Annotated in this window: 17 protein-coding genes and 1 tRNA gene; 7 read left to right on the top strand and 11 right to left on the bottom strand. The window is 71.2% G+C overall.

The window, feature by feature from the left end:
- Position 1 precedes the first annotated feature (1 nt).
- Positions 2-1921: a hypothetical protein gene (locus tag HQ603_RS17705; protein ID WP_222686064.1), complete on the bottom strand. Its 1920-nt coding sequence runs from the start codon at positions 1919-1921 to the stop codon at positions 2-4.
- A 101-nt stretch (positions 1922-2022) separates the two neighbouring features.
- Here HQ603_RS17705 and HQ603_RS17700 point away from each other — a divergent pair, with 101 nt between their 5' ends.
- Both HQ603_RS17700 and HQ603_RS17695 read left to right on the top strand, forming a co-directional pair.
- Entirely contained in the window at positions 2023-3240 is a 1218-nt protein-coding gene (locus HQ603_RS17700; protein WP_222686063.1) for an MFS transporter, read from the top strand.
- Positions 3241-3265: 25 nt separating this feature from the next.
- A complete protein-coding gene (locus tag HQ603_RS17695; protein WP_222686062.1) occupies positions 3266-3628 on the top strand; it encodes an ArsR/SmtB family transcription factor in 363 nt (120 codons plus the stop codon).
- 53 nt (positions 3629-3681) lie between these two features.
- On the opposite strand, the gene bluB is transcribed toward HQ603_RS17695, so the two are convergent.
- The gene (bluB, locus tag HQ603_RS17690; protein ID WP_222686061.1) at positions 3682-4299 is read right to left on the bottom strand and encodes a 5,6-dimethylbenzimidazole synthase; all 618 of its coding nucleotides are present in this window, start codon (positions 4297-4299) and stop codon (positions 3682-3684) included.
- Positions 4300-4361: 62 nt separating this feature from the next.
- Here bluB and HQ603_RS17685 point away from each other — a divergent pair, with 62 nt between their 5' ends.
- The gene (locus tag HQ603_RS17685) at positions 4362-5027 is read left to right on the top strand and encodes a TetR/AcrR family transcriptional regulator (RefSeq protein ID WP_308126601.1); all 666 of its coding nucleotides are present in this window, start codon (positions 4362-4364) and stop codon (positions 5025-5027) included.
- A gap of 76 nt (positions 5028-5103) precedes the next feature.
- Complete coding sequence (locus HQ603_RS17680; protein WP_222686060.1) at positions 5104-5916, top strand: GAF and ANTAR domain-containing protein; 813 nt, start codon at positions 5104-5106, stop codon at positions 5914-5916.
- Here the strand turns inward: HQ603_RS17680 and HQ603_RS17675 are convergent.
- From HQ603_RS17675 to HQ603_RS17655, 5 genes are all read right to left on the bottom strand, one after another.
- On the bottom strand, positions 5882-6604 hold the full coding sequence (locus tag HQ603_RS17675; RefSeq protein WP_222686059.1) for a hemerythrin domain-containing protein: 723 nt from the start codon (positions 6602-6604) through the stop codon (positions 5882-5884). The genes HQ603_RS17680 and HQ603_RS17675 overlap by 35 nt on opposite strands.
- Positions 6605-6648: 44 nt before the next feature.
- Positions 6649-7329 (bottom strand): GAF domain-containing protein, encoded by a 681-nt coding sequence (locus HQ603_RS17670; RefSeq protein ID WP_222686058.1) that lies wholly within the window; start codon positions 7327-7329, stop codon positions 6649-6651.
- A gap of 134 nt (positions 7330-7463) precedes the next feature.
- A complete protein-coding gene (locus tag HQ603_RS17665; RefSeq protein WP_222686078.1) occupies positions 7464-8897 on the bottom strand; it encodes a sugar transferase in 1434 nt (477 codons plus the stop codon).
- A 275-nt stretch (positions 8898-9172) separates the two neighbouring features.
- Positions 9173-9811, bottom strand: a complete 639-nt coding sequence (gene phoU / locus HQ603_RS17660) for a phosphate signaling complex protein PhoU (protein ID WP_222686057.1) — start codon at positions 9809-9811, stop codon at positions 9173-9175.
- A 174-nt stretch (positions 9812-9985) separates the two neighbouring features.
- Positions 9986-11251 (bottom strand): sensor domain-containing phosphodiesterase, encoded by a 1266-nt coding sequence (locus HQ603_RS17655; RefSeq protein ID WP_222686056.1) that lies wholly within the window; start codon positions 11249-11251, stop codon positions 9986-9988.
- A 261-nt stretch (positions 11252-11512) separates the two neighbouring features.
- On the opposite strand from HQ603_RS17655, the gene HQ603_RS17650 reads away from it, so the two are divergent.
- The gene (locus HQ603_RS17650; protein WP_222686055.1) at positions 11513-11959 is read left to right on the top strand and encodes an ATP-binding protein; all 447 of its coding nucleotides are present in this window, start codon (positions 11513-11515) and stop codon (positions 11957-11959) included.
- A gap of 10 nt (positions 11960-11969) precedes the next feature.
- Here HQ603_RS17650 and HQ603_RS17645 read toward each other — a convergent pair whose 3' ends face one another.
- The 4 genes from HQ603_RS17645 to dcd form a co-directional block, all read right to left on the bottom strand.
- Complete coding sequence (locus HQ603_RS17645) at positions 11970-12794, bottom strand: hypothetical protein (RefSeq protein ID WP_222686054.1); 825 nt, start codon at positions 12792-12794, stop codon at positions 11970-11972.
- 172 nt (positions 12795-12966) lie between these two features.
- Positions 12967-14103, bottom strand: coding sequence for a hypothetical protein (locus HQ603_RS17640; protein WP_222686053.1), 1137 nt, complete (start codon positions 14101-14103; stop codon positions 12967-12969).
- A gap of 37 nt (positions 14104-14140) precedes the next feature.
- Positions 14141-15694, bottom strand: coding sequence for a hypothetical protein (locus HQ603_RS17635; RefSeq protein WP_222686052.1), 1554 nt, complete (start codon positions 15692-15694; stop codon positions 14141-14143).
- Positions 15695-15816: 122 nt separating this feature from the next.
- Positions 15817-16383: a dCTP deaminase gene (gene dcd / locus HQ603_RS17630; protein ID WP_222686051.1), complete on the bottom strand. Its 567-nt coding sequence runs from the start codon at positions 16381-16383 to the stop codon at positions 15817-15819.
- Between the two features lie 69 nt (positions 16384-16452).
- Here dcd and HQ603_RS17625 point away from each other — a divergent pair.
- Positions 16453-16526, top strand: a tRNA-Gly gene (locus HQ603_RS17625).
- A 50-nt stretch (positions 16527-16576) separates the two neighbouring features.
- A complete protein-coding gene (locus HQ603_RS17620; RefSeq protein ID WP_222686050.1) occupies positions 16577-17383 on the top strand; it encodes a transglutaminase-like domain-containing protein in 807 nt (268 codons plus the stop codon).
- The last annotated feature ends 27 nt before the right edge of the window (positions 17384-17410 follow it).

The raw sequence follows: 17410 nt of genomic DNA, 5'->3' as shown, positions 1-17410 counted from the left end.
GTCATACGCGGGTCCGGGGCCGCTCGTCGCGGCTGGCAGTGTTGCCGGGCGAGCGGAGGCTGATGCGCGCCGCACCCCAGGACAGCGCCCACAGCAGGGCGAGCGAGCACGCGAGCACCACCAGCGACGCGGCGGCGAACAGCCAGGCCGGGTGGTCGAAGCTGCGCTCGCGCTGGAGCAGCTTGGTCTCGTACTCGAGGGGGCGGGTGAACTCCGCGAGGGCGGGCACCTCCTCGGCGCCGATGCCCTCGTCCGCCGCCATGAAGATGGGCGCGCCGGCCATGGTCCGTCCGTCCTGCACGCGCAGGAAGGTCTTCCACGTGCCGTCGACGGGCATGGGGCGGGTGGAGCGGTACTCACCCGGGCCGGTCCGCTCGAGGTTGTCGACGACGAGGCCGTGCAGCGTGTCACCCGCGCCCTGCCACGCGAGGAGCGAGACCCACTGCGGATCGTCGGAGATCAGGTCGGACGGCTCGATCTGCACGGTGGCGTTCACCATGCGGAAGCCGTCCTCCCGCGGAGCGTCGGTGAGCTGGACGGTGGCCTGTGCGTTCTGCGGCACGTCGATCATGAGCCCGTTGGCGACGCTCGCGGAGCAGACCACCACCATGCCGAGCACGATGGACCGGCGAATCGCGGGGCGCGGCAGGCCGTCTCCGCTGAGCGCCTGCGCGAACAGGCCGGCGGTGAGGCCGACCAGCACACCCGTCGGAATGGTGGTGGCCAGCGTCTCGAGCCACATGCTGCTCGGCCACGGGTAGAGGTAGGTGGCCTCGACCCAGAACGATTCGAGGAACACGCCGACCGTGCCGACGGCCAGGCCCGCGACGGCGCCGAACAGCAGCCGGCGCTTGGTCAGCGCGGTCAGTCCCAGGACCTCGACCACGAGGGCCATGCCCAGGTACAGCGCGAACGTGCTGTGCGGCTCGCCGAGAACGGGTCCCACCAGCAGCGCAGTGATCCAGCGGACCACGGCGGCGAACGCGACGGCGAAGAGCGCGGCGCCCCGGCCCACCATGAGGACCGCGGCGATCAGCGCGAACGCGCCGGCGGCCGTGAGCAGCAGCGGCTGGAAGACGAGGCGGAACTGCTCGACACCGAAGTCGTACTCGATCTGGAAGACCGACAGGCCGATGACCAGGCCACCGAACGCCGACGCCCGCATGAACCAGGTGATGAGGGCGCGTCGTCCCGATTCGACGCCGACGGCCGGGCGCGAGTCGGTGTCGCCGGTGGGGTCACCGGCGGACTCGGGATCGGTGGCGACGTTGCCCGCCATGGCGACGCGACCCTCGTGCTCGAGCAGCAGGACGCCGACGAGCGAGAGTCCGGCGCCGCCGATGAGCATGAGGTGGGTCGGGCCCCACAGGGTGACGTCCTGGCCGAAGATGCGGTGCCAGATGTCGTCGAGCGGGAAGCCGATGAGCGCGTAGAGACCCGCACCGGCGATGAGCAGGCCGCCCGTGGGGGCGTACCAGGTGCGGGTGATCTTCACGGCCGACGGGCCGGGCTTCTCGTCGATCGGCAGGATGATCGCGAGGCAGCCCGCGATGAAGAGGAAGAACAGCCCGACCAGGATGAAGTAGTGGGCCGGGTTGGCCAGCGGCCCCTCGTCGCGGCCGCGTCCGATGTGCAGGCTGACGTCCCAGATGAAGCCGAAGAACGCCGTGAGGATCGTCGAGATGAACATGACGATCGGCAGCGCCACCCAGCCGGGCCGGTTGGTCTTCTCCCCCGCGTAGTCCGCGAGCCGCTGCAACCACGTGATGCGGCGGGTGCGGTGCATGACCGCGAGGTACAGCAGGAACAGCGAGATCACGCCGGCGGCAGCACTCATGCCGATGACCTGATCCAGCGCGGCCCCGCCGCCCTGTTGTGCGGCAGCGATCAGGTTACTCGAGGTAACACCTACATCGTTCACGTCACGGATTATGTCCGTAACCGGGCCGGAGCACCAGACCCTCCGTCGATCTCACCGGTGCTCATGTGCACACGTGCGAACTTATAGGTATCGTCGCGGCCATGTGGTCCGTCCTGCGCGCCCCTCGCTTCCGCCTGCTGTTCGCCGCCCAGGTGGTGGCCCTCGTCGGGACCGGTCTGCTCACCGTCGCCCTCGGACTGCTGGCGTACGACCTCGCGGGCACCGACGCCGGCGTCGTCCTCGGCGTCGCCCTGGCCGTCAAGATGGTCGCCTACGTCGTCGTCGCGCCCGTGATGTCGGCTGTGGCGCAACGCGTTCCGCGTCGCACGCTCATGGTGGGTGCCGACGTGGTGCGCGGCGCCGTGGCCGCCGCCCTGCCGTTCGTCGACCAGGTCTGGCAGATCTACGTGCTGATCGCCGTCCTGCAGTCCGCGTCCGCGACCTTCACCCCCGCGTTCCAGGCGGTGATCCCGGTGGTGCTGCCCGACGACCGCGACTACACCCGCGCCCTGTCCCTCTCCCGGCTGGCGTACGACCTGGAATCGGTGCTCAGTCCCGTCCTGGCCGCCGCCGCGTTGCTGGTGACGAGCTACCACTCCCTGTTCGTCGGGACGCTCGTCGGGTTCGTCGCGTCCGCGCTGCTGGTGTGGCGAGGCCTGTCGACCGACCGCGGAGCGCTCCGGATCGCGGACACCGCCGGACCCCGACCGCCGGTGACGTCCGGCGCGCGCCTCATGCTCACCGATCCCGTGCTGCGCGGGCTGCTCTGGCTCAACGGCGTCGTCGCGGCGGCGACCGCGCTGGTGCTTGTCGCCACCGTCGGCATCGTCCGGGACACTCTCGGCGGCGGGGAGACCGCCGTCGCGCTGGCGCTGGCGTGCTTCGGCCTCGGCTCGATGGTGGTCGCGCTGACCCTGCCCCGCGTCCTCGATCGGGTCGAATCCGTCCGACCGGTCGTGCTCGCCGGCGCGGTCGCCGCGTCCCTCGGCCTGGCACTGACGGCGATCGGCGTCGCCGTCGGCGGCGGCTGGGTGGTCCTGGTGATCGGCTGGACCGTCCTGGGCGCCGCGACGTCCGCCATCTCCACCCCCGCCGGGCGACTCCTGCGCGATCGGACCGCCGAGGCCGACCGGCCCCTCGTCTTCGCCGCCCAGTTCTCCCTCTCGCACGCCTGCTTCCTGGTGACCTATCCCCTGACCGGAGTCCTGGCCGCGACCCCGGTCGTCGCCGTGGCCACGGCCGCCCTGCTCGCTACACTCAGCGCAGCAGTGGCCGCGCGCACGTGGCCCCGCACGATGGCCGAGCCGGTCGCCGTGTGACCGGAGCGAACGGGGTGGTGACGCGATGGCCGCAGAGCGCGGTGCGACCGGCACGCCCTCGCTCGTGCACCCGGTCGATCCCGACACGGCGCGACTCGACGCCGCCACTAACACCTTTCGCATGTTGGCCGACCCCACGCGGCTGCACATTCTCTGGACGCTCACCGCGGGTGAGGCGGACGTGACCGCCCTGGTCGACGCCTGCGGCGCGTCCCGCACCGCGGTGAGCCAGCACCTGGCCAAGCTCCGGTTCACCGGGCTGGTCGACACGCGTCGGGAGGGACGACGCGTGGTCTACCGCATCCGCGACGGGCACCTCGCCCGGCTGGTGCGGGAGGGCATCAACCACGCGGACCACGTGGTGACCGGCGAGCCGCCGCACGAGTGACCGGCGGGCCGCCGCACGAATGACCGGCGGGCCGCCGCACGAATGAGCGGGCGTCACCAACGCTCCCAGTGCACGGCGTCGTCCAGCGGACGACGGGACCGCCAGCCGAACCGCTCCAGATCCGGCACGTCCGGCAGCGCCGTCACCGGACCGACGCACAGCCAGGCCACCGGACGCACCCCCGTGCCGTCGACACCCACCAGCTCGCTCAGGAACGCCTCGTCGTAGAACGACACCCAGCCCACGCCGATCCCCTCCGCCGTCGCGGCCAGCCACAGGTTCTCGATCGCCAACGCCACCGACAGCAATCCGGTGTCCCGCACCGTCGCCCGGCCGAGGACGTGATCGCCGCCGCGCGCGTCGTCGTACGTGACGACGACGCCCGTCCCGCTCGTCTCGATGCCCTCGATGCGGATCGGGTCGAACGTCGCGGCCCGCTCCGGCGGCAACGACGCCGCGAAGTCCGCCCGGCACGACGCGACGTGCTCGGCGAACCGGCGCAACGTCGCCCGTTCCCGCACGACGACGAAGTCCCAAGGCTGGGTGTTCCCGACGCTCGGGGCCCGGTGCGCGGCGCCGAGAAGCCGACGCAGCACGTCGTCGTCCACGAGGTCGCCGGTGAATTCACGACGCACGTCGCGGCGTCGGGCGATCGCCTCCGTCACGTCCATGTCCGACACGGTGCCAGACGGGGCATACAGTGACGACAATCGTCTCGAGCAAAGGGGCAAGGGTGGTGTCATCGGCGACGCCCGGGCGCGGTCAGCTGACGCGCACGGTGATTCTCCGCGCCGGGATCGAGTTCATCGATCGACACGGCGCGGGTGACCTGACCATGCGACGGCTCGGCGCCACACTCGGCGTCGAGGCCATGGCGCTGTATCACTATTTCTCCGGGAAGGACGAGCTGCTCGACGGCATCGTCGACCAGGTGATCGACGATCTCGACAGCGATCCGCAGATTCTCGCGAGCGGGGCGGACGGGTGGCGCGCCTACCTGACCCGGCTGGCCCACGGGGTGCGCCGCATGGCGCTGACCCATCCGCGGATGTTCCCGCTCATCGCGACCCGCCCGTCCGCGGCGCCGTGGGTGCGGCCGCCGCTTCGGAGCGTGCGGTGGCTCGAGAACTTCCTGTCCAGCCTGGTGGAGTTCGGGTTCGACGCGCCGTCCGCGGCCTCGGCCTACCGCTCCTACACCAGCTTCCTGCTGGGCCACCTGCTGCTCGAGGTCGCCGGCGCCGGAGACGACGACCCGGCGCACCCGGACTCCCTCGATCCCGCGGAGTTCCCGACGGTGGTGCGGCTCAAGGACGATCTGTCCGACGACCCCGGCGACGCCGACTTCGACGCCGGGCTCGAGAACCTGCTGAACCGGCTCGCCACCCGCGCGCCGGGGTAACGTCGTCCGGGCACGGCCGTCCTCTGATGCGAATCCTCGCTCCTATGCAGAGTCCTCTGCCGACGAAGGGTTCTCGATGACCACCGACTCCGTCCCGCATCCGTCCTCGGCGAGCGACATTCTCACCAAGCTGGCCGAAGCGCTCGACGATCTCGACTCGGTGGTCCGCTCCTTCGAGTCCACGGACGCCAAGCTCGCCTCCATCTGCACGCGCGTCGTCACGGCCGTGCCGGGCGCGGACGCGGCGGGGGTGACCGTGCTGCGGGACGGCGCCGCCGTCACGGCCGCCAGCACCGAGGCCTTCGTCCTCGCCATCGACGCCGCCCAGTACGAGCACGGCGAAGGCCCCTGCATCGACGCCGCGGTCGAGCGCACCATGGTGCGCGCCGATCTCGCCCGGGCGACCACACGGTGGCCCGCCTTCGTACGCGCCATCGATCGCGTCGACGTGACCAGCTTCCTGTCCGCCCCCATCACGGCCGGCGACGACTACATCGGCGCGCTCAGCCTGTACGGCCACCACGGCCACGACTTCGACACCGTGGACGAGGAGGCGCTGCGGGTGTACGTCCATGCGGCGCAATCGGTTCTGTCCGCCGACCACCGCGCCGACCAGGCCGAACGACGCACCGCCGGCTTCGCCGCCGCCATGGAATCGCGCGCCGCGATCGAGCAGGCCAAGGGTGCACTCATGGTGGCCCTGGGCGTCTCGGCCGACAAGGCCTTCGATCTGCTGCTCTGGCGGTCTCAGACCACCAACGTGAAGGTGCGCGACCTGGCGGAACAGTTCGTCGCCGACCTCGCCACCCTCGACACCGCGCCGACGACGTTCGCCGACGATCTGGGCAACATGCTCATGACCGTCCACCAGCGCGTGATCGGGCCGTAGACGGGTCCTCGCCGCGCGTGAGCGGCGGCAGGTTCTCCACCAGGCCGGCGGCCCGCGCCAGCACCGCCGACGAGGACGCGAGACCCCGGCGCACCGTGCGGCTGGGCACGCGGCGCGCCCCCGCGTCGGCGACGTCCCGCGCGCGATCGAGCACCGTCAACGGCACCGCCGCGAGCGCGTTGCCCGGCGGCCGCCGCGCGACGACGGGATGCGGGCGCGTCGGGGCGGTGCGGCGCACCGCCTCCCACGCGTAGCCGAGTCGACGGAGCTGCGTGTCGTCCAGACGTTCCCGCAGCATCGGAAAGAGTCGGTCCTCCTCGTCGCGCACGTCCTCCCGGAGCACCGTGGTGATCCGCGCGAGCAGCGGGTCGCGCTCGGCGTCGGGCGTGCGCTCCAGCGTCGTCCACAGCTCGTTGATCTCCTGGTGCTCCTGCTCGATCTCGAGCGTGAGCGCCTCCCCCTCCGGCAGCACGCGGCGAATGGTCGGCCACAGCACCGACTCTTCCGCGAACGCGTGGGGAAAGACCAAGCGGGACAACCGGTTCAGCAGTTGGTCGCGGCCCGGTCCCGACGTCTGCGGGAGTTTCTCGAGCATGCGGTCGAGGTCGACGTGGTCGCGGCGCTGACGGACCAACACACTGGCTGCTCCGCCGAGTTCCCGCTCGGACGCGGTGGCGATGGAGTTCATGGCGGCTGCGGTACCCGAGGCGATTCCGGCGAAACGTGGTCGGCTCAGCCGCCGGTGGAGTCGGCGGTGTCCGGACCGCGATGGAACCGCGCCCGGCGTTCGGTGACGTCGATGGCCAACTCCTCGACGGGCCGTCGGGCCGCGTAGGCCGCCGCACGCAGGCGCGCGAGCGCCTCCTCCGGCGACACCGACAGCTGCACCATGATCATGCCCACCGCCATGTCGACGTGCGGACGCATCCGCGGGAAGCCGGGATCCCCCGACTCGCTGCAGGCCACCATCTCGAGCAGCGCGCCGGCGATGTCCGCCGCGCAGTCGGCGACGGCGTCGAGCTGCCGCGCAGTGAGCGCCCCGGGAGCGCGGCGGTGCAGCTCGAGCACCCCGATGGGCGCCTGTGTCGGCGTCAACGGCACGGCGACGATGCTGCCCACCCCGATGCGCGTGGCGTCGCCGGAGAATCCCGGCCACCGCCGGTCCGCCTCGCGGCCGACGTCGTCGACCAGCACGGGCGACCCGGTGCGGAGGGCGTCGAAACACGGGCCGTGGCCGGTGGCGAACTGCAGATCGTCGAGCGCCGACGCCACCTCGTCGGTGGCATAGAGCACCTCGTGCGCGGCGTCGCTGATCAGGGAGACCGCGGCGCCGTCGCAGGCGGTGAATCGGACGAGGGGACCGCACAACCCGGCCAGCACGCCGACGTGGCGGGCCCCGTCGGTGCGCCCCATAGCCGTGCTCCCCAGGTCTCGTCCGCGTCGCGTTCTCGTCGACTCAGACCGGGTGCCCAGGGGTCGGTCGTCTCAATCGGGACCCGTGCTCGCCGCGCCGGCTGAGGACCACCCGACGGGCTCGTCCGACCAGGTCAGTACGCCCCGTCGCTCGACGCGACCGCCTTGATGGTCTTGAGGACGATGAGCAGGTCGCCGGTCATGGACCAGTTCTCGACGTAGCTCAGGTCCAGACGCACGGCTTCCTCCCAGGACAGATCCGACCGACCGCTGACCTGCCACAGGCCGGTGAGTCCGGGCTTGACCAGCAGGCGTCGTCGTACGTCGCCGTCGTACGTCTCGACCTCGCGGCGCAGCGGCGGGCGCGGCCCGACGATCGACATCTCGCGGCGCAACACGTTGAACAGCTGCGGGAGCTCGTCGATGCTCAGCCGGCGCATGATCCGCCCGACCGCCGTCACCCGCGGGTCCTCCCGCATCTTGAACAGCACGCCGCCGTCGCTGTCGTTCAGCGCCAGCAGATCCTCGATGCGAGCGTCGGCGTCCTGCACCATCGACCGGAACTTGATCATCTGGAAGGGGGTGCCGTCGAGACCCATGCGCTCGGACTTGTAGAACACCGGGCCGCGGCTGGTGGCCTTGACCAGCACCGCCACCACCAGGAAGAGCGGCAGGACGGCCACCAGGGCCGCGCAGGCGAAGACGAAGTCGAAGGCGGTCTTGCCGAAGCGGCTCGCGCCGTTGTACTGCGGCTTCTCCACGTGGATCAGCGGGAGGCCGGCGACCGGCCGCATGTGCAGGCGCGGGCCCGCCACGTCGACCACGCCGGGCGCGACCACGAGGTCGACGTTCTTCTTCTCGAGGTCCCACACCATCCGGCGGATGCCCTCGTGTCCGATGTGATCGGTGGCGGTGACGGCGACCGTGTCCGCGCCGGACTCCTCGATCGCCTGCAGCACGTCGTTCTCGTCGCCCAGGATCGGGATGGACAGCCCGTCCACGGACATCTGCTCGTCGACCACGTTCTGGGTCCGGGGGAGGCAGACGCCCACCACGGCGTAGCCCGTCGACGCGTCGCGAGAGAACGACCGCGCCATCGACAGAGCCGAGGCGTGGCTGCCCACGATGATCACCGACGTCGTGAAGCGGCCCTCGCGCCGCTGCCGGGCGAGGTGACGACGGAAGAGCCAGCGCGAGACGAGCAGGCCGGCCAGGCCGAAGGGCAGGGCGATGGCGAGGTAGCCGCGGGCGAGTTCGATACGCAGGAGCAGCGAGACGATGGCGACGAGACCGAACAGGCGGAAGGTGGCCGACAGGATGCGTCGGTACTCCTCGGCGCCGCTGCCCAGGACCCGCGGGGACCGGGTGCGGAAGATCGAGAGGAACGTCAGCCACGTGGCGGCGAGCAGGACGGACACGAGCGTGTAGTCGATCGAGACGATGGAGCCGAGGTGCGGGGCGCCGAAGCGCACCATCTGCGCGCCGGCGACGGCCAGCAGGACGACCACGGTGTCGACGAGGCGGACGCGGTCCACCAGGCCCTGTTCCCATTCCCGACGCGACGTCACCCGGCGGGGGCGACGAGAACGCGTCGACGACGCCGACTGCACGGACGCCGAATCCGCATTCGGCGACGCGCCGAGCGGAACACTCTCCGCGAAATTGGGTGCAGACACGGGCGGGCCTTTCGAACCGAGAACGGGCACGGCCGGTTCATCGATCCGACTCGTCAGTCCGTTACCTTATTGCCTGTTCGCAAGCAGTGCCCAGTGGACCACGGTGGCGACGGTCACACAGTGCGAAATCACCAAAAGCAACCGATCGAATGACTCGATGCCACAATTCAGTGCTTTCGCCCGCTGACGAAGAAAACGATTCTGGACGCGACGTCCACTATTTGGTCGGCATAACGCTCGTAGTAGCGTCCCAACAACGCGACATCGACCGCATTGACGACATTCGTGGCGTCGTCGGCGACCACGCGGTCGACGACGAGCGACTTGAGCTCGTCCACCCGATCGTCCATGCGGTCCAGCTCCTCGATGTCGTCGAGCTCGCTCGACCGCAACGCCTGGACGACCAGCGCGCACATCTCCTGGCACAGGCGTGCCATTTCCTCGAATGGCTCCGTCAGGTCCTCGGGAACGATCGGATCGGGAAACCGGCGCCGCGCCGCCTCCGCCACGTGAACGGACAGGCCGACCATTCTTGCGAGGTCGCTGCTGATCCGCACGGCCGAGAACACCCGCCGAAGATCGGCCGCCACGGGCGCCTGCAACGCCAGGACCTTGACGGCCTCGTCCTCGCAGTGCGCCCCGAGCACCGCCAGCGACTCGCCGCGGGCGATGACCTCCTCGGCCGCCCGCAGATCGGCGGTCAGGAGCGCGCGGCTGGCCTCCCGCATCGCCTCCTCGGCGCCCGTGGCCAGATCGCACAGATCGGCGTTCAGATCGCCCAGCTGCGCGGTGTATGCATTTCTCATCGTCGACTCCCGACTGTCGACGTCATGGCCGGCGACCGCACGATCTCTCGTCCGACCCCGGCCCGTGACGCCCGTTCACGCGGCAGCCACGTTTCCTCGAGCCGCTGACGTCTTGTTCGTGCGCTGTGCATGGCCGTGCTGTGCTCAGCCGTGCGATGCCCTCCGCCCGCAGGGTCAGAAGAGACCCAGCGCGCGCACACCGGCGGCAGGCACAGCGTGAGAGTAGAGGAAACCCTGGACCAACGTGCAGCCGTTGTGCCGCGCGGATCGAGCCTGTTCCTCTGTCTCGATCCCCTCGACCACCACACTGCGGTCGGTCACCGAGGCGAAGCCGATCAGGGCACCCACCAAGGTGTCGCCGTCGGGCGATCCCATCCGCCGGCTGAGCGCCTTGTCCACCTTGAAGCCGTCGACGGGAAGGTCGACGAGGCGTTCGAGGCTCGAGTGGCCCGTCCCCAGATCGTCCAGCACCACGCGGAAGCCGCGCCGGCGCAGATCCTCGACGAACGCGACCGAGCGCGCGGAGTCGGTGTAGGACCGCGTCTCCGTCAGCTCGAACACCACCCGCTCCGCCGGAACCTCCGACGCCGTCACGATCGCGTCGAGCTGGTCCACCGAGCCCGCGACGCCCAGGTGCCGCGCGCACAGGTTGACGTGCAGATCCAGGTCCGGCGCGTCCGCCAGCCACCCGCGGAACGACGCCAGGGCCGCCTCGAGCACGGTGTGGTCGACGTCGATCTCCAGATCGGTGTCGACGACGGCGGCGAAGAACTCGTCCGGCGGGACCACGACGGTGCCGGTGGGCCCCGGCCGCAGTAGACGCGCGAGCGCCTCGAAGCCCACGGCCCGCCCGGTGTCGAGATCGATGATGGGCTGGAAGTAGGGCACGAACTCGCCCCGGTCGAGAATTGCGCCCGGTCCCCGTGGCGCCCACGCCGACCGTCCGTGACCGCGAATGGCGTCGAGGTGGGACTCGACCACCCGCGCGAAGTCGGACAGCGTGGACATCACGTAGTCACCGGCGGGGTGGGGCTCCGGGTCGACCAGGCACAGCGTGCCGATCACCAGGCCCTCACGACCGACCAGCGGCACCGCGACGTAGGACCGGTAGTCGAGCCGGATCAGGTTCGCCGCCGCGGCCGCTTCGAGCGGATCGGAGGACAGGACGTCCCGCCGGCTGTCGCCGATCGCGACGGCCCGACCGGCGTCGACCACCAGCGCGCAGGTGGCCGTGCTCCGCGTCATGAGCGTCGGGCCCTTGTCGCCGTACTGCGCGACGGTGTATTGCAGGTCCTCGTCGAGGATGTTGACCATCGCGGTCGTGAACCCCAGCGTGGTCGCCGCCAGCGAGAGCAGGGTGTCCAGCGACGGGTCCTCGACGGAGAAGTCGACGTAGTTGCGCGCGGATTCGCTGCGACGGTGCTGCGCCGTTCTGAACATCGGCCGCTCCGTTCCTGTCGATCCGTCGACGTCGAGTGCTTGCTCGGTCACGCTCGGGGCGCGACGTGACCGAGATCACGGGTACCCCCGAACATGGATTCGGTACCGCCCGTGCGAGGTATCGGTACGGAGTAGGAAAAAGTTTCCCGTCTCCGTCGACGGTCCAATTTACCTTGTCGTAAACCAACCCCGTGACCGGTCTGTGACGTAGCCGGTGGCGCGCGCGTGTGAGAGACGCGCCGTCGTGGGTACAGAACCGGCATGACGGCAGGGCTCGCGCAGCACACGACCACCGACGGGGCGCCGTCCGCGCACGAGTTGGCGCTGGTCGATCTGCCCGCCGAGCCGCGACGCCTGTCCTCCGTGCGCACCGCCGTCCTGCGCTGGCTCGAGGAACTCGGCATCGATCACGAGCGGTGTCAGGACATCACCCTCGCGACCTACGAGGCGCTGGCCAACAGCGTCGAACACGCCTACTGCTCCGATGCCACGCCCGACGGCAACGCCCGAACCGTCAGCCTCCGCGCCAGGGTCACCGGCGGCCGCACGGTGGCCGTGGACGTCGCCGACCGCGGCCGATGGATCGACCACGAGGACGATCCGCGACGCGGACGCGGTCTCCCGCTGATCCACGCCCTCGCCGACGACGCGTCCGTCGACACCTCGAGCTGCGGCACCGTCGTGTCCATGCGGTGGCATCTGGGCTGAACCGCCCCCGCTACGACGCCGAGGCAAGAGGGCGTCGAGACGCGGTCGACGCTCTCGCCGCCAGGACCGCCGCGCCGCGAGCCGCCAACGACTGTGGTTCGGCCGGCGTCACCAACGCCTCGCCCCACTGACGCGCGAATACTCCCCGCACCAGCGGGAGGTTGGCCGGTCCGCCCACCAGCACCACGGTGTCGACACGCCGTCGTCCGCGGGCGATGACGTCGTACACCCACGTCGACACCGCCGTCACCGCGTCCAGCACCAACCGATCGACCGTCGTGCGGAAGACCGTCACCGACCCGCCGAGGAACGGCCCACCCACCTGGACCGCCCGATGCACCGCGAGCATCTCGAGGGCCCACTCCACGCCGTCGTCGAGCGTGGCGTCGTCGAACGGGCTGCGGGGCGCCGGAGTGCCGTACGCGGACAGCAGATGCTCGCGCACCGCGGCGGCGACGGTCGCGCCGCGGAAGGAGTCCGTCCAGTCGGCGTCGTGGACCAGGCCGCTGCCGACGTCGACCACCGACACCGAGGTGCCCGACTTGCCGATGTCGACCACCGCCACCGTGGACTGCGGCTCGACCAGCCCGCGCAACGTCAGGTACGTCAGCTGAGCGCCGAGCTCGGAGGCCACACGGACGCAACCACCCTCGTGCAGAACCGTTGCGGCGGAACCGATTCGGCACCGCGGATCGTCGGGCACCACCAGCACCGCGGAATCGCGATTACCGGCGTGCCGGGCACACACGGAGTCGACGGCCTCGATTGCGGCCTCGAGCCGGTCACGCCCCCGAGGCACCGTGACCGACTCGGTGCCGAGCAACGCACGCCCCATCGGGTCCATGATCGCTGCACGCACTGCGGACGCTCCGAGAGAGACCCCCACCATTGCTCGCATGTGCCCGCCCTGCGCTCGTTCTCACCACCAACAGTGCGAATCCTAAACCGACGTGGGGGACGAACCGGGTCACGTTTACCGAGTTTTGGTCGGTTTCACTACGGGTGGGTCACTCGGTGCCGCTGGACTCGTCTCCGCCCGAGCCGCCCGGCGTGCCGGGGTCCGGTCCCGGAGACTCGGGCGCCGGGTCCGACGGCGGGGTGTCGGTGTTGCCGGCCGAACCCCCACCCGCAGCGCCGCCACCGGACGTGTCGCCGCCCGTGGAACCGCCGCCGGTCGGGTCGCCACCGGTCGAGGTTCCGCCGCCTCCGCTGGTGCCGCCTCCGGTGGTGCCACCGCCCGTGGAACCGCCGCTGGTCGAGCCACCCCCGGTGGAGCCACCCCCGGTGCCGCCGCCGGACGTCGCGCCGCCGCCGGACGACGTTCCGCCTCCCGAGGTGGCCGAGCCGCCACCGGAGTTCCGCGGCGTGCCGGACCCGGCCGACGGCGTCGTCGGCCGCAGAACCGACGCCGCGGGCGAGCCCGGCGGTGCGACGGGCGGCGACCCCGGTGCCACGGCCCGAGGCGCGTTTGCCGGATCACCCGCCGTGGCGTCGTCGGGAGTGGGCGCGGGAGCGGTGGTCTCGGACGCCGTCGGACTGGGTGACGTCGGCCGAAATGAATCAGGTGAATCGGTTCCGCCGACGGTGGCGGGCGACACGGCGCTGGGGGCCGGCTCCGACACCACGCGGGGTGCGGTGGTCGCGGCCCACACGGTGACCGAGGCGGCGATGACCGCCGCGGCGACACCCGCGCCGACCACGGCCATCCCCCGGCGACGCGGCGATCGACCCGCCGGAGCGTCGGGTGCGTCGGGAAGCTCCACGGGCGCGGCGACCTCCCCGGCGTGCCGATCCGCCCACAGCGCCGCCGCCACGGACGCGCCGTACCGACCGTCGGGGTCGACGGCCGACAGTCGATCCTGGTCGACCAGCGTCACGTCGGTCAGCAGATGGTGGTCGAGCGCGCGGGACACGCTGGTCCACGCCGACCGATCGGTCAACGCGACCGCCGTCCGGTGCACACCGAGGTCGGCGCGCTTGGCGCGCAACGACATCACCCCGATCGCGGCGGCGACGGCGTCACCGACATCACCGGTGACGCGGGTGGTCCGCTCGTCGACCGGCCCCAGCTGAGGCAGGTCGACGTCGACCAACGCGGCCGTGACCGAGTCCTCGACGACGACGACTCCTAGTGCGATGTGCATGTGCGCAGCCCTCCGTGACCGCTGATGACGGACGCGCTCACGGCGACGTGCGGGTGGTGGTGTGTGTGGCGGCGGGCGCCGTCGTGGTCGGCCGGGGGGTCGTGGTGGTGATGGGTTTCGGCGTGGCCGGCGTCGGCGTCGCGACCGGTGCGTGCGACGTCGACTCGTCGTCCCGATCGCGGGTGGGGGTGGTGTCCCGACCTCCGCCGCCCGCGTTCGGGTTGCGGACAGGGCCGTTGCCGGTGCTGTTGCCGCCGTTGTTGCCGTTGCCGTTGTTCTGGCCGGGTGCGGTGGTCACCGGTCGCCGGTTGGGGTCCGTCGACGTGGTCGTGGTCGAGCCCGGGGGCACGGTGGCGGCGATGTCGGACGCGGCCGGATCGGTTCCGGGGACGCCGGTGGCGGTGGCGGTCTCGGTGGTCGACCCCGCCGGCGCCGTGGTGCGAGTGGTCGTGTCGGTCGCAGCCGGAACCACCCCCTGCGGCCGGGTCTGGCCGGGCGCATCCGCGGGAGCGACGGCGGAGGTGGCCACCGCACGATCGGTGGCCCGGACGTCGTCGATCGACTCGCGCTCCGACGCGCCGGCGGCGGCACCGAGGGTGGCGACGGCCACCAGAGCGGCGGTTCCCGCCACGGCGGCGACCCGCGGCGAGCGGCGACGACCGGGAGCCGCGTGGGCCGCGGGGGCCGAATCGGCGGGCCCGACGTGATCGGCGGCCGCCGTCGTCGCCGGAACGGTCGGCTCCGACCGGGTCGCTACCGGAACACGCTGCGCCGGAACGGAACGCGGCGCTGCGAACGGACGCGCCGACGGAATCACCGTCGACAAATGCGCGGCACCGGCCGCCGAGAAGGCAGCGGGATGACGGGGTACCCGCACCGGCGCGGCGGTGCGGGCGGCGAGAACGGCGGGCAGCGAGGCCGACTCGGCGCACCCACCGACCACCAGGACGGCCTGCGCGCCGAGGCGCACGGCGTCGTCGATCAGAAACTGGACGCGCGAGGCGCAGTCGGCCACGATGGCGTCGAACTCGGTGCGGCGCAGTCGAACCGGGTCGGTGACGAACGGGCCGGAGAGGTCCACCGCCCGCTCGGTGCCGAGCATCCTGACCGCCCGGTCCGCGGCTGCGGCCAGGCCGGCCATCTCGGCCGCGCTGCCCCGCTCGGCCGCGCCGTAGGTGGACCAGAGGTACGACGTGACGGCCATAGTGAGGCCGTCGCCGGAGAACTCGTCCGTGCCGACGCTCGAGATCAGGCGCCCGGTCATGGTGTCCAGCACGTGAACTCGCGTGCCGACGCGGCCGGCGTCGACGACCGCGACCACACGGACGTCGTCGACACAGCCCTCGACACGGGCAGCGGCCAGGAACGCGTCGCACTCCCCGATCAACCGGACCCCGCCGCGGCCGACCCAGTCCTCCGGATCGCCGCCGATCGCCATGACGGGAGCGTCGTGCCCCGCGGCCGCGGCCAACTCGAGAGCGGCGTCGCAGGCATTGTCCAGCGCGCGGTCCAGGGACACGGGGCGCTCGGTCACCTCGAGCAGCTCACCGGCCCCGGTCACCGTCACGCCGCGCACGAGGCCGGTGCTCATCGTGACACCGAACAATTGGCCTGGCATGAGTCACCACCATCGTCGCCGAATACGGACAGACCGATACTACGGACTCAAACCGGGCGTTTCAACGTCTTGGCCGGGCTAAACCGACCGAAAGTCTAGATTCGGAAGTTGAGGTAGGCCTTGGACGGCGTCGGGCCGCGTTGTCCCTGGTACTTCGACCCGAGCGCCGACGACCCGTACGGCTGCTCGGCCGGGCTGGACAGCCTGAACAGGCACAACTGGCCGATCTTCATCCCGGGCCAGAGAGTGATCGGCAGGTTGGCCACGTTCGACAGTTCCAGCGTGATGTGGCCGCTGAACCCGGGGTCGATGAACCCCGCCGTCGAATGTGTGAGGAGTCCCAGACGCCCCAGGCTCGACTTGCCCTCGAGGCGACCCGCGAGGTCGTCCGGCAGGGTGATCGCCTCCAGCGTCGACCCCAGCACGAACTCGCCCGGATGCAGCACGAAGGGCTCGCCCTCCCCCGGCTCCACCAACGTCGTCAGATCGTCCTGCTGCATCTTCGGATCGATGTGGGTGTACTTGGAGTTGACGAACACGCGGAACAGCGAATCGAGGCGCACGTCCACACTCGACGGCTGCACCATCGACTCGTCGAACGGCTCGATACCGAGTCGGTCGGCCGTCACCTCGGCCCTGATGTCGCGATCGGAAAGCAGCACGCGGCCAGGCTACTGACCCGCCGCGACCTCCTGATAACCTGGGCGCTGCACGGCTCCCGAGTCGCGCGCGCCGATGTAGTTCAATGGCAGAACATCAGCTTCCCAAGCTGAATACGCGGGTTCGATTCCCGTCATCGGCTCCACCGGCCCCTCTCGTGCGGCCCCACCTCCCCCGCGCCCGTACGCTGCGCGAATGACCGAACGCGTCGTCTCCGCCCACCTCGACCTGGACGTCACCGCGCCCACCACCCTCGAACTGCAGATCGCCGTGGCGCCGCTGCCGGGTGCCGACGTCGTCGACACGCTGTCGGTCACCGTCGACGGTGAGCCCGCCGAGGTCACCGAATTCTCCGGATCGCACGGCACGCGGGTGCACCGGCTGCCCGTGGAGAGCGGGAAGGTCCTGGTGCAGTACGACGCCACCGTCACCGGCCGGACCGTCCCCGCCCCCACCACCGAACTCGAGCGCGCCATCTACCTCCGCCCGAGCCGCTACGCCGAGGCCGACAAGTTCTTCGGCTTCGCCGCCACCGAGTTCGGCCGCATCCAGGACGACGCCGACGTCGTGAGCGCCGTCGGGGACTGGGTGGGCGCGCGGCTGAGCTACGTGCCCGGCAGCAGCGACCCCATCGACGGCGCCGCGGACACCCTGCTCGCCGGCGCCGGCGTGTGCCGCGACTACGCCCACCTCGTCGTCGCCATGCTCCGCGCGCTCAACGTGCCGGCCCGACTGGTCGCCGTCTACGCCCCCGGCTGCGATCCGATGGACTTCCACGCCGTCGTCGAAGCCATGGTGGGCGATCGCTGGCTGGTGGTCGACTCGACAGCCCTCGCGCCCCGGCAGTCGTTGGTGCGGATCGCGACCGGTCGCGACGCCGCCGACACCGCCTTCCTCACCCACTACCGCGGGGCGATGACCCTGAACTCCTCCGAGGTGACGGCCGTCGTGACGGGTGGACTGCCCGTGGACGACGGGAAGGAGCCGGTGGTTCTGCTCTGACCGCCCGACCCCTCCCCTCCCCGCCCC

This window comes from Rhodococcoides corynebacterioides (genome assembly GCF_019834675.1).
Classification (GTDB): domain Bacteria; phylum Actinomycetota; class Actinomycetes; order Mycobacteriales; family Mycobacteriaceae; genus Rhodococcoides; species Rhodococcoides corynebacterioides_A.
The sequence above is the reverse complement of the archived record's forward strand: the minus strand, read 5'-3'. Positions and strand labels throughout refer to the sequence as shown.

Coding starts and splice junctions, on each gene's coding strand:
- HQ603_RS17695 (WP_222686062.1), top strand. CDS start 3,266: ATGGCCGCAGAGCGCGGTGCGACCGGCACGCCCTCGCTCGTGCACCCG.
- HQ603_RS17675 (WP_222686059.1), bottom strand. CDS start 6,604: ATGAACTCCATCGCCACCGCGTCCGAGCGGGAACTCGGCGGAGCAGCC.
- HQ603_RS17650 (WP_222686055.1), top strand. CDS start 11,513: ATGACGGCAGGGCTCGCGCAGCACACGACCACCGACGGGGCGCCGTCC.
- HQ603_RS17670 (WP_222686058.1), bottom strand. CDS start 7,329: ATGGGGCGCACCGACGGGGCCCGCCACGTCGGCGTGCTGGCCGGGTTG.
- HQ603_RS17645 (WP_222686054.1), bottom strand. CDS start 12,794: ATGGGGCGTGCGTTGCTCGGCACCGAGTCGGTCACGGTGCCTCGGGGG.
- phoU (WP_222686057.1), bottom strand. CDS start 9,811: ATGAGAAATGCATACACCGCGCAGCTGGGCGATCTGAACGCCGATCTG.
- bluB (WP_222686061.1), bottom strand. CDS start 4,299: ATGGACGTGACGGAGGCGATCGCCCGACGCCGCGACGTGCGTCGTGAA.
- HQ603_RS17640 (WP_222686053.1), bottom strand. CDS start 14,103: ATGCACATCGCACTAGGAGTCGTCGTCGTCGAGGACTCGGTCACGGCC.
- HQ603_RS17680 (WP_222686060.1), top strand. CDS start 5,104: ATGACCACCGACTCCGTCCCGCATCCGTCCTCGGCGAGCGACATTCTC.
- HQ603_RS17700 (WP_222686063.1), top strand. CDS start 2,023: ATGTGGTCCGTCCTGCGCGCCCCTCGCTTCCGCCTGCTGTTCGCCGCC.
- HQ603_RS17655 (WP_222686056.1), bottom strand. CDS start 11,251: ATGTTCAGAACGGCGCAGCACCGTCGCAGCGAATCCGCGCGCAACTAC.
- HQ603_RS17635 (WP_222686052.1), bottom strand. CDS start 15,694: ATGAGCACCGGCCTCGTGCGCGGCGTGACGGTGACCGGGGCCGGTGAG.
- HQ603_RS17620 (WP_222686050.1), top strand. CDS start 16,577: ATGACCGAACGCGTCGTCTCCGCCCACCTCGACCTGGACGTCACCGCG.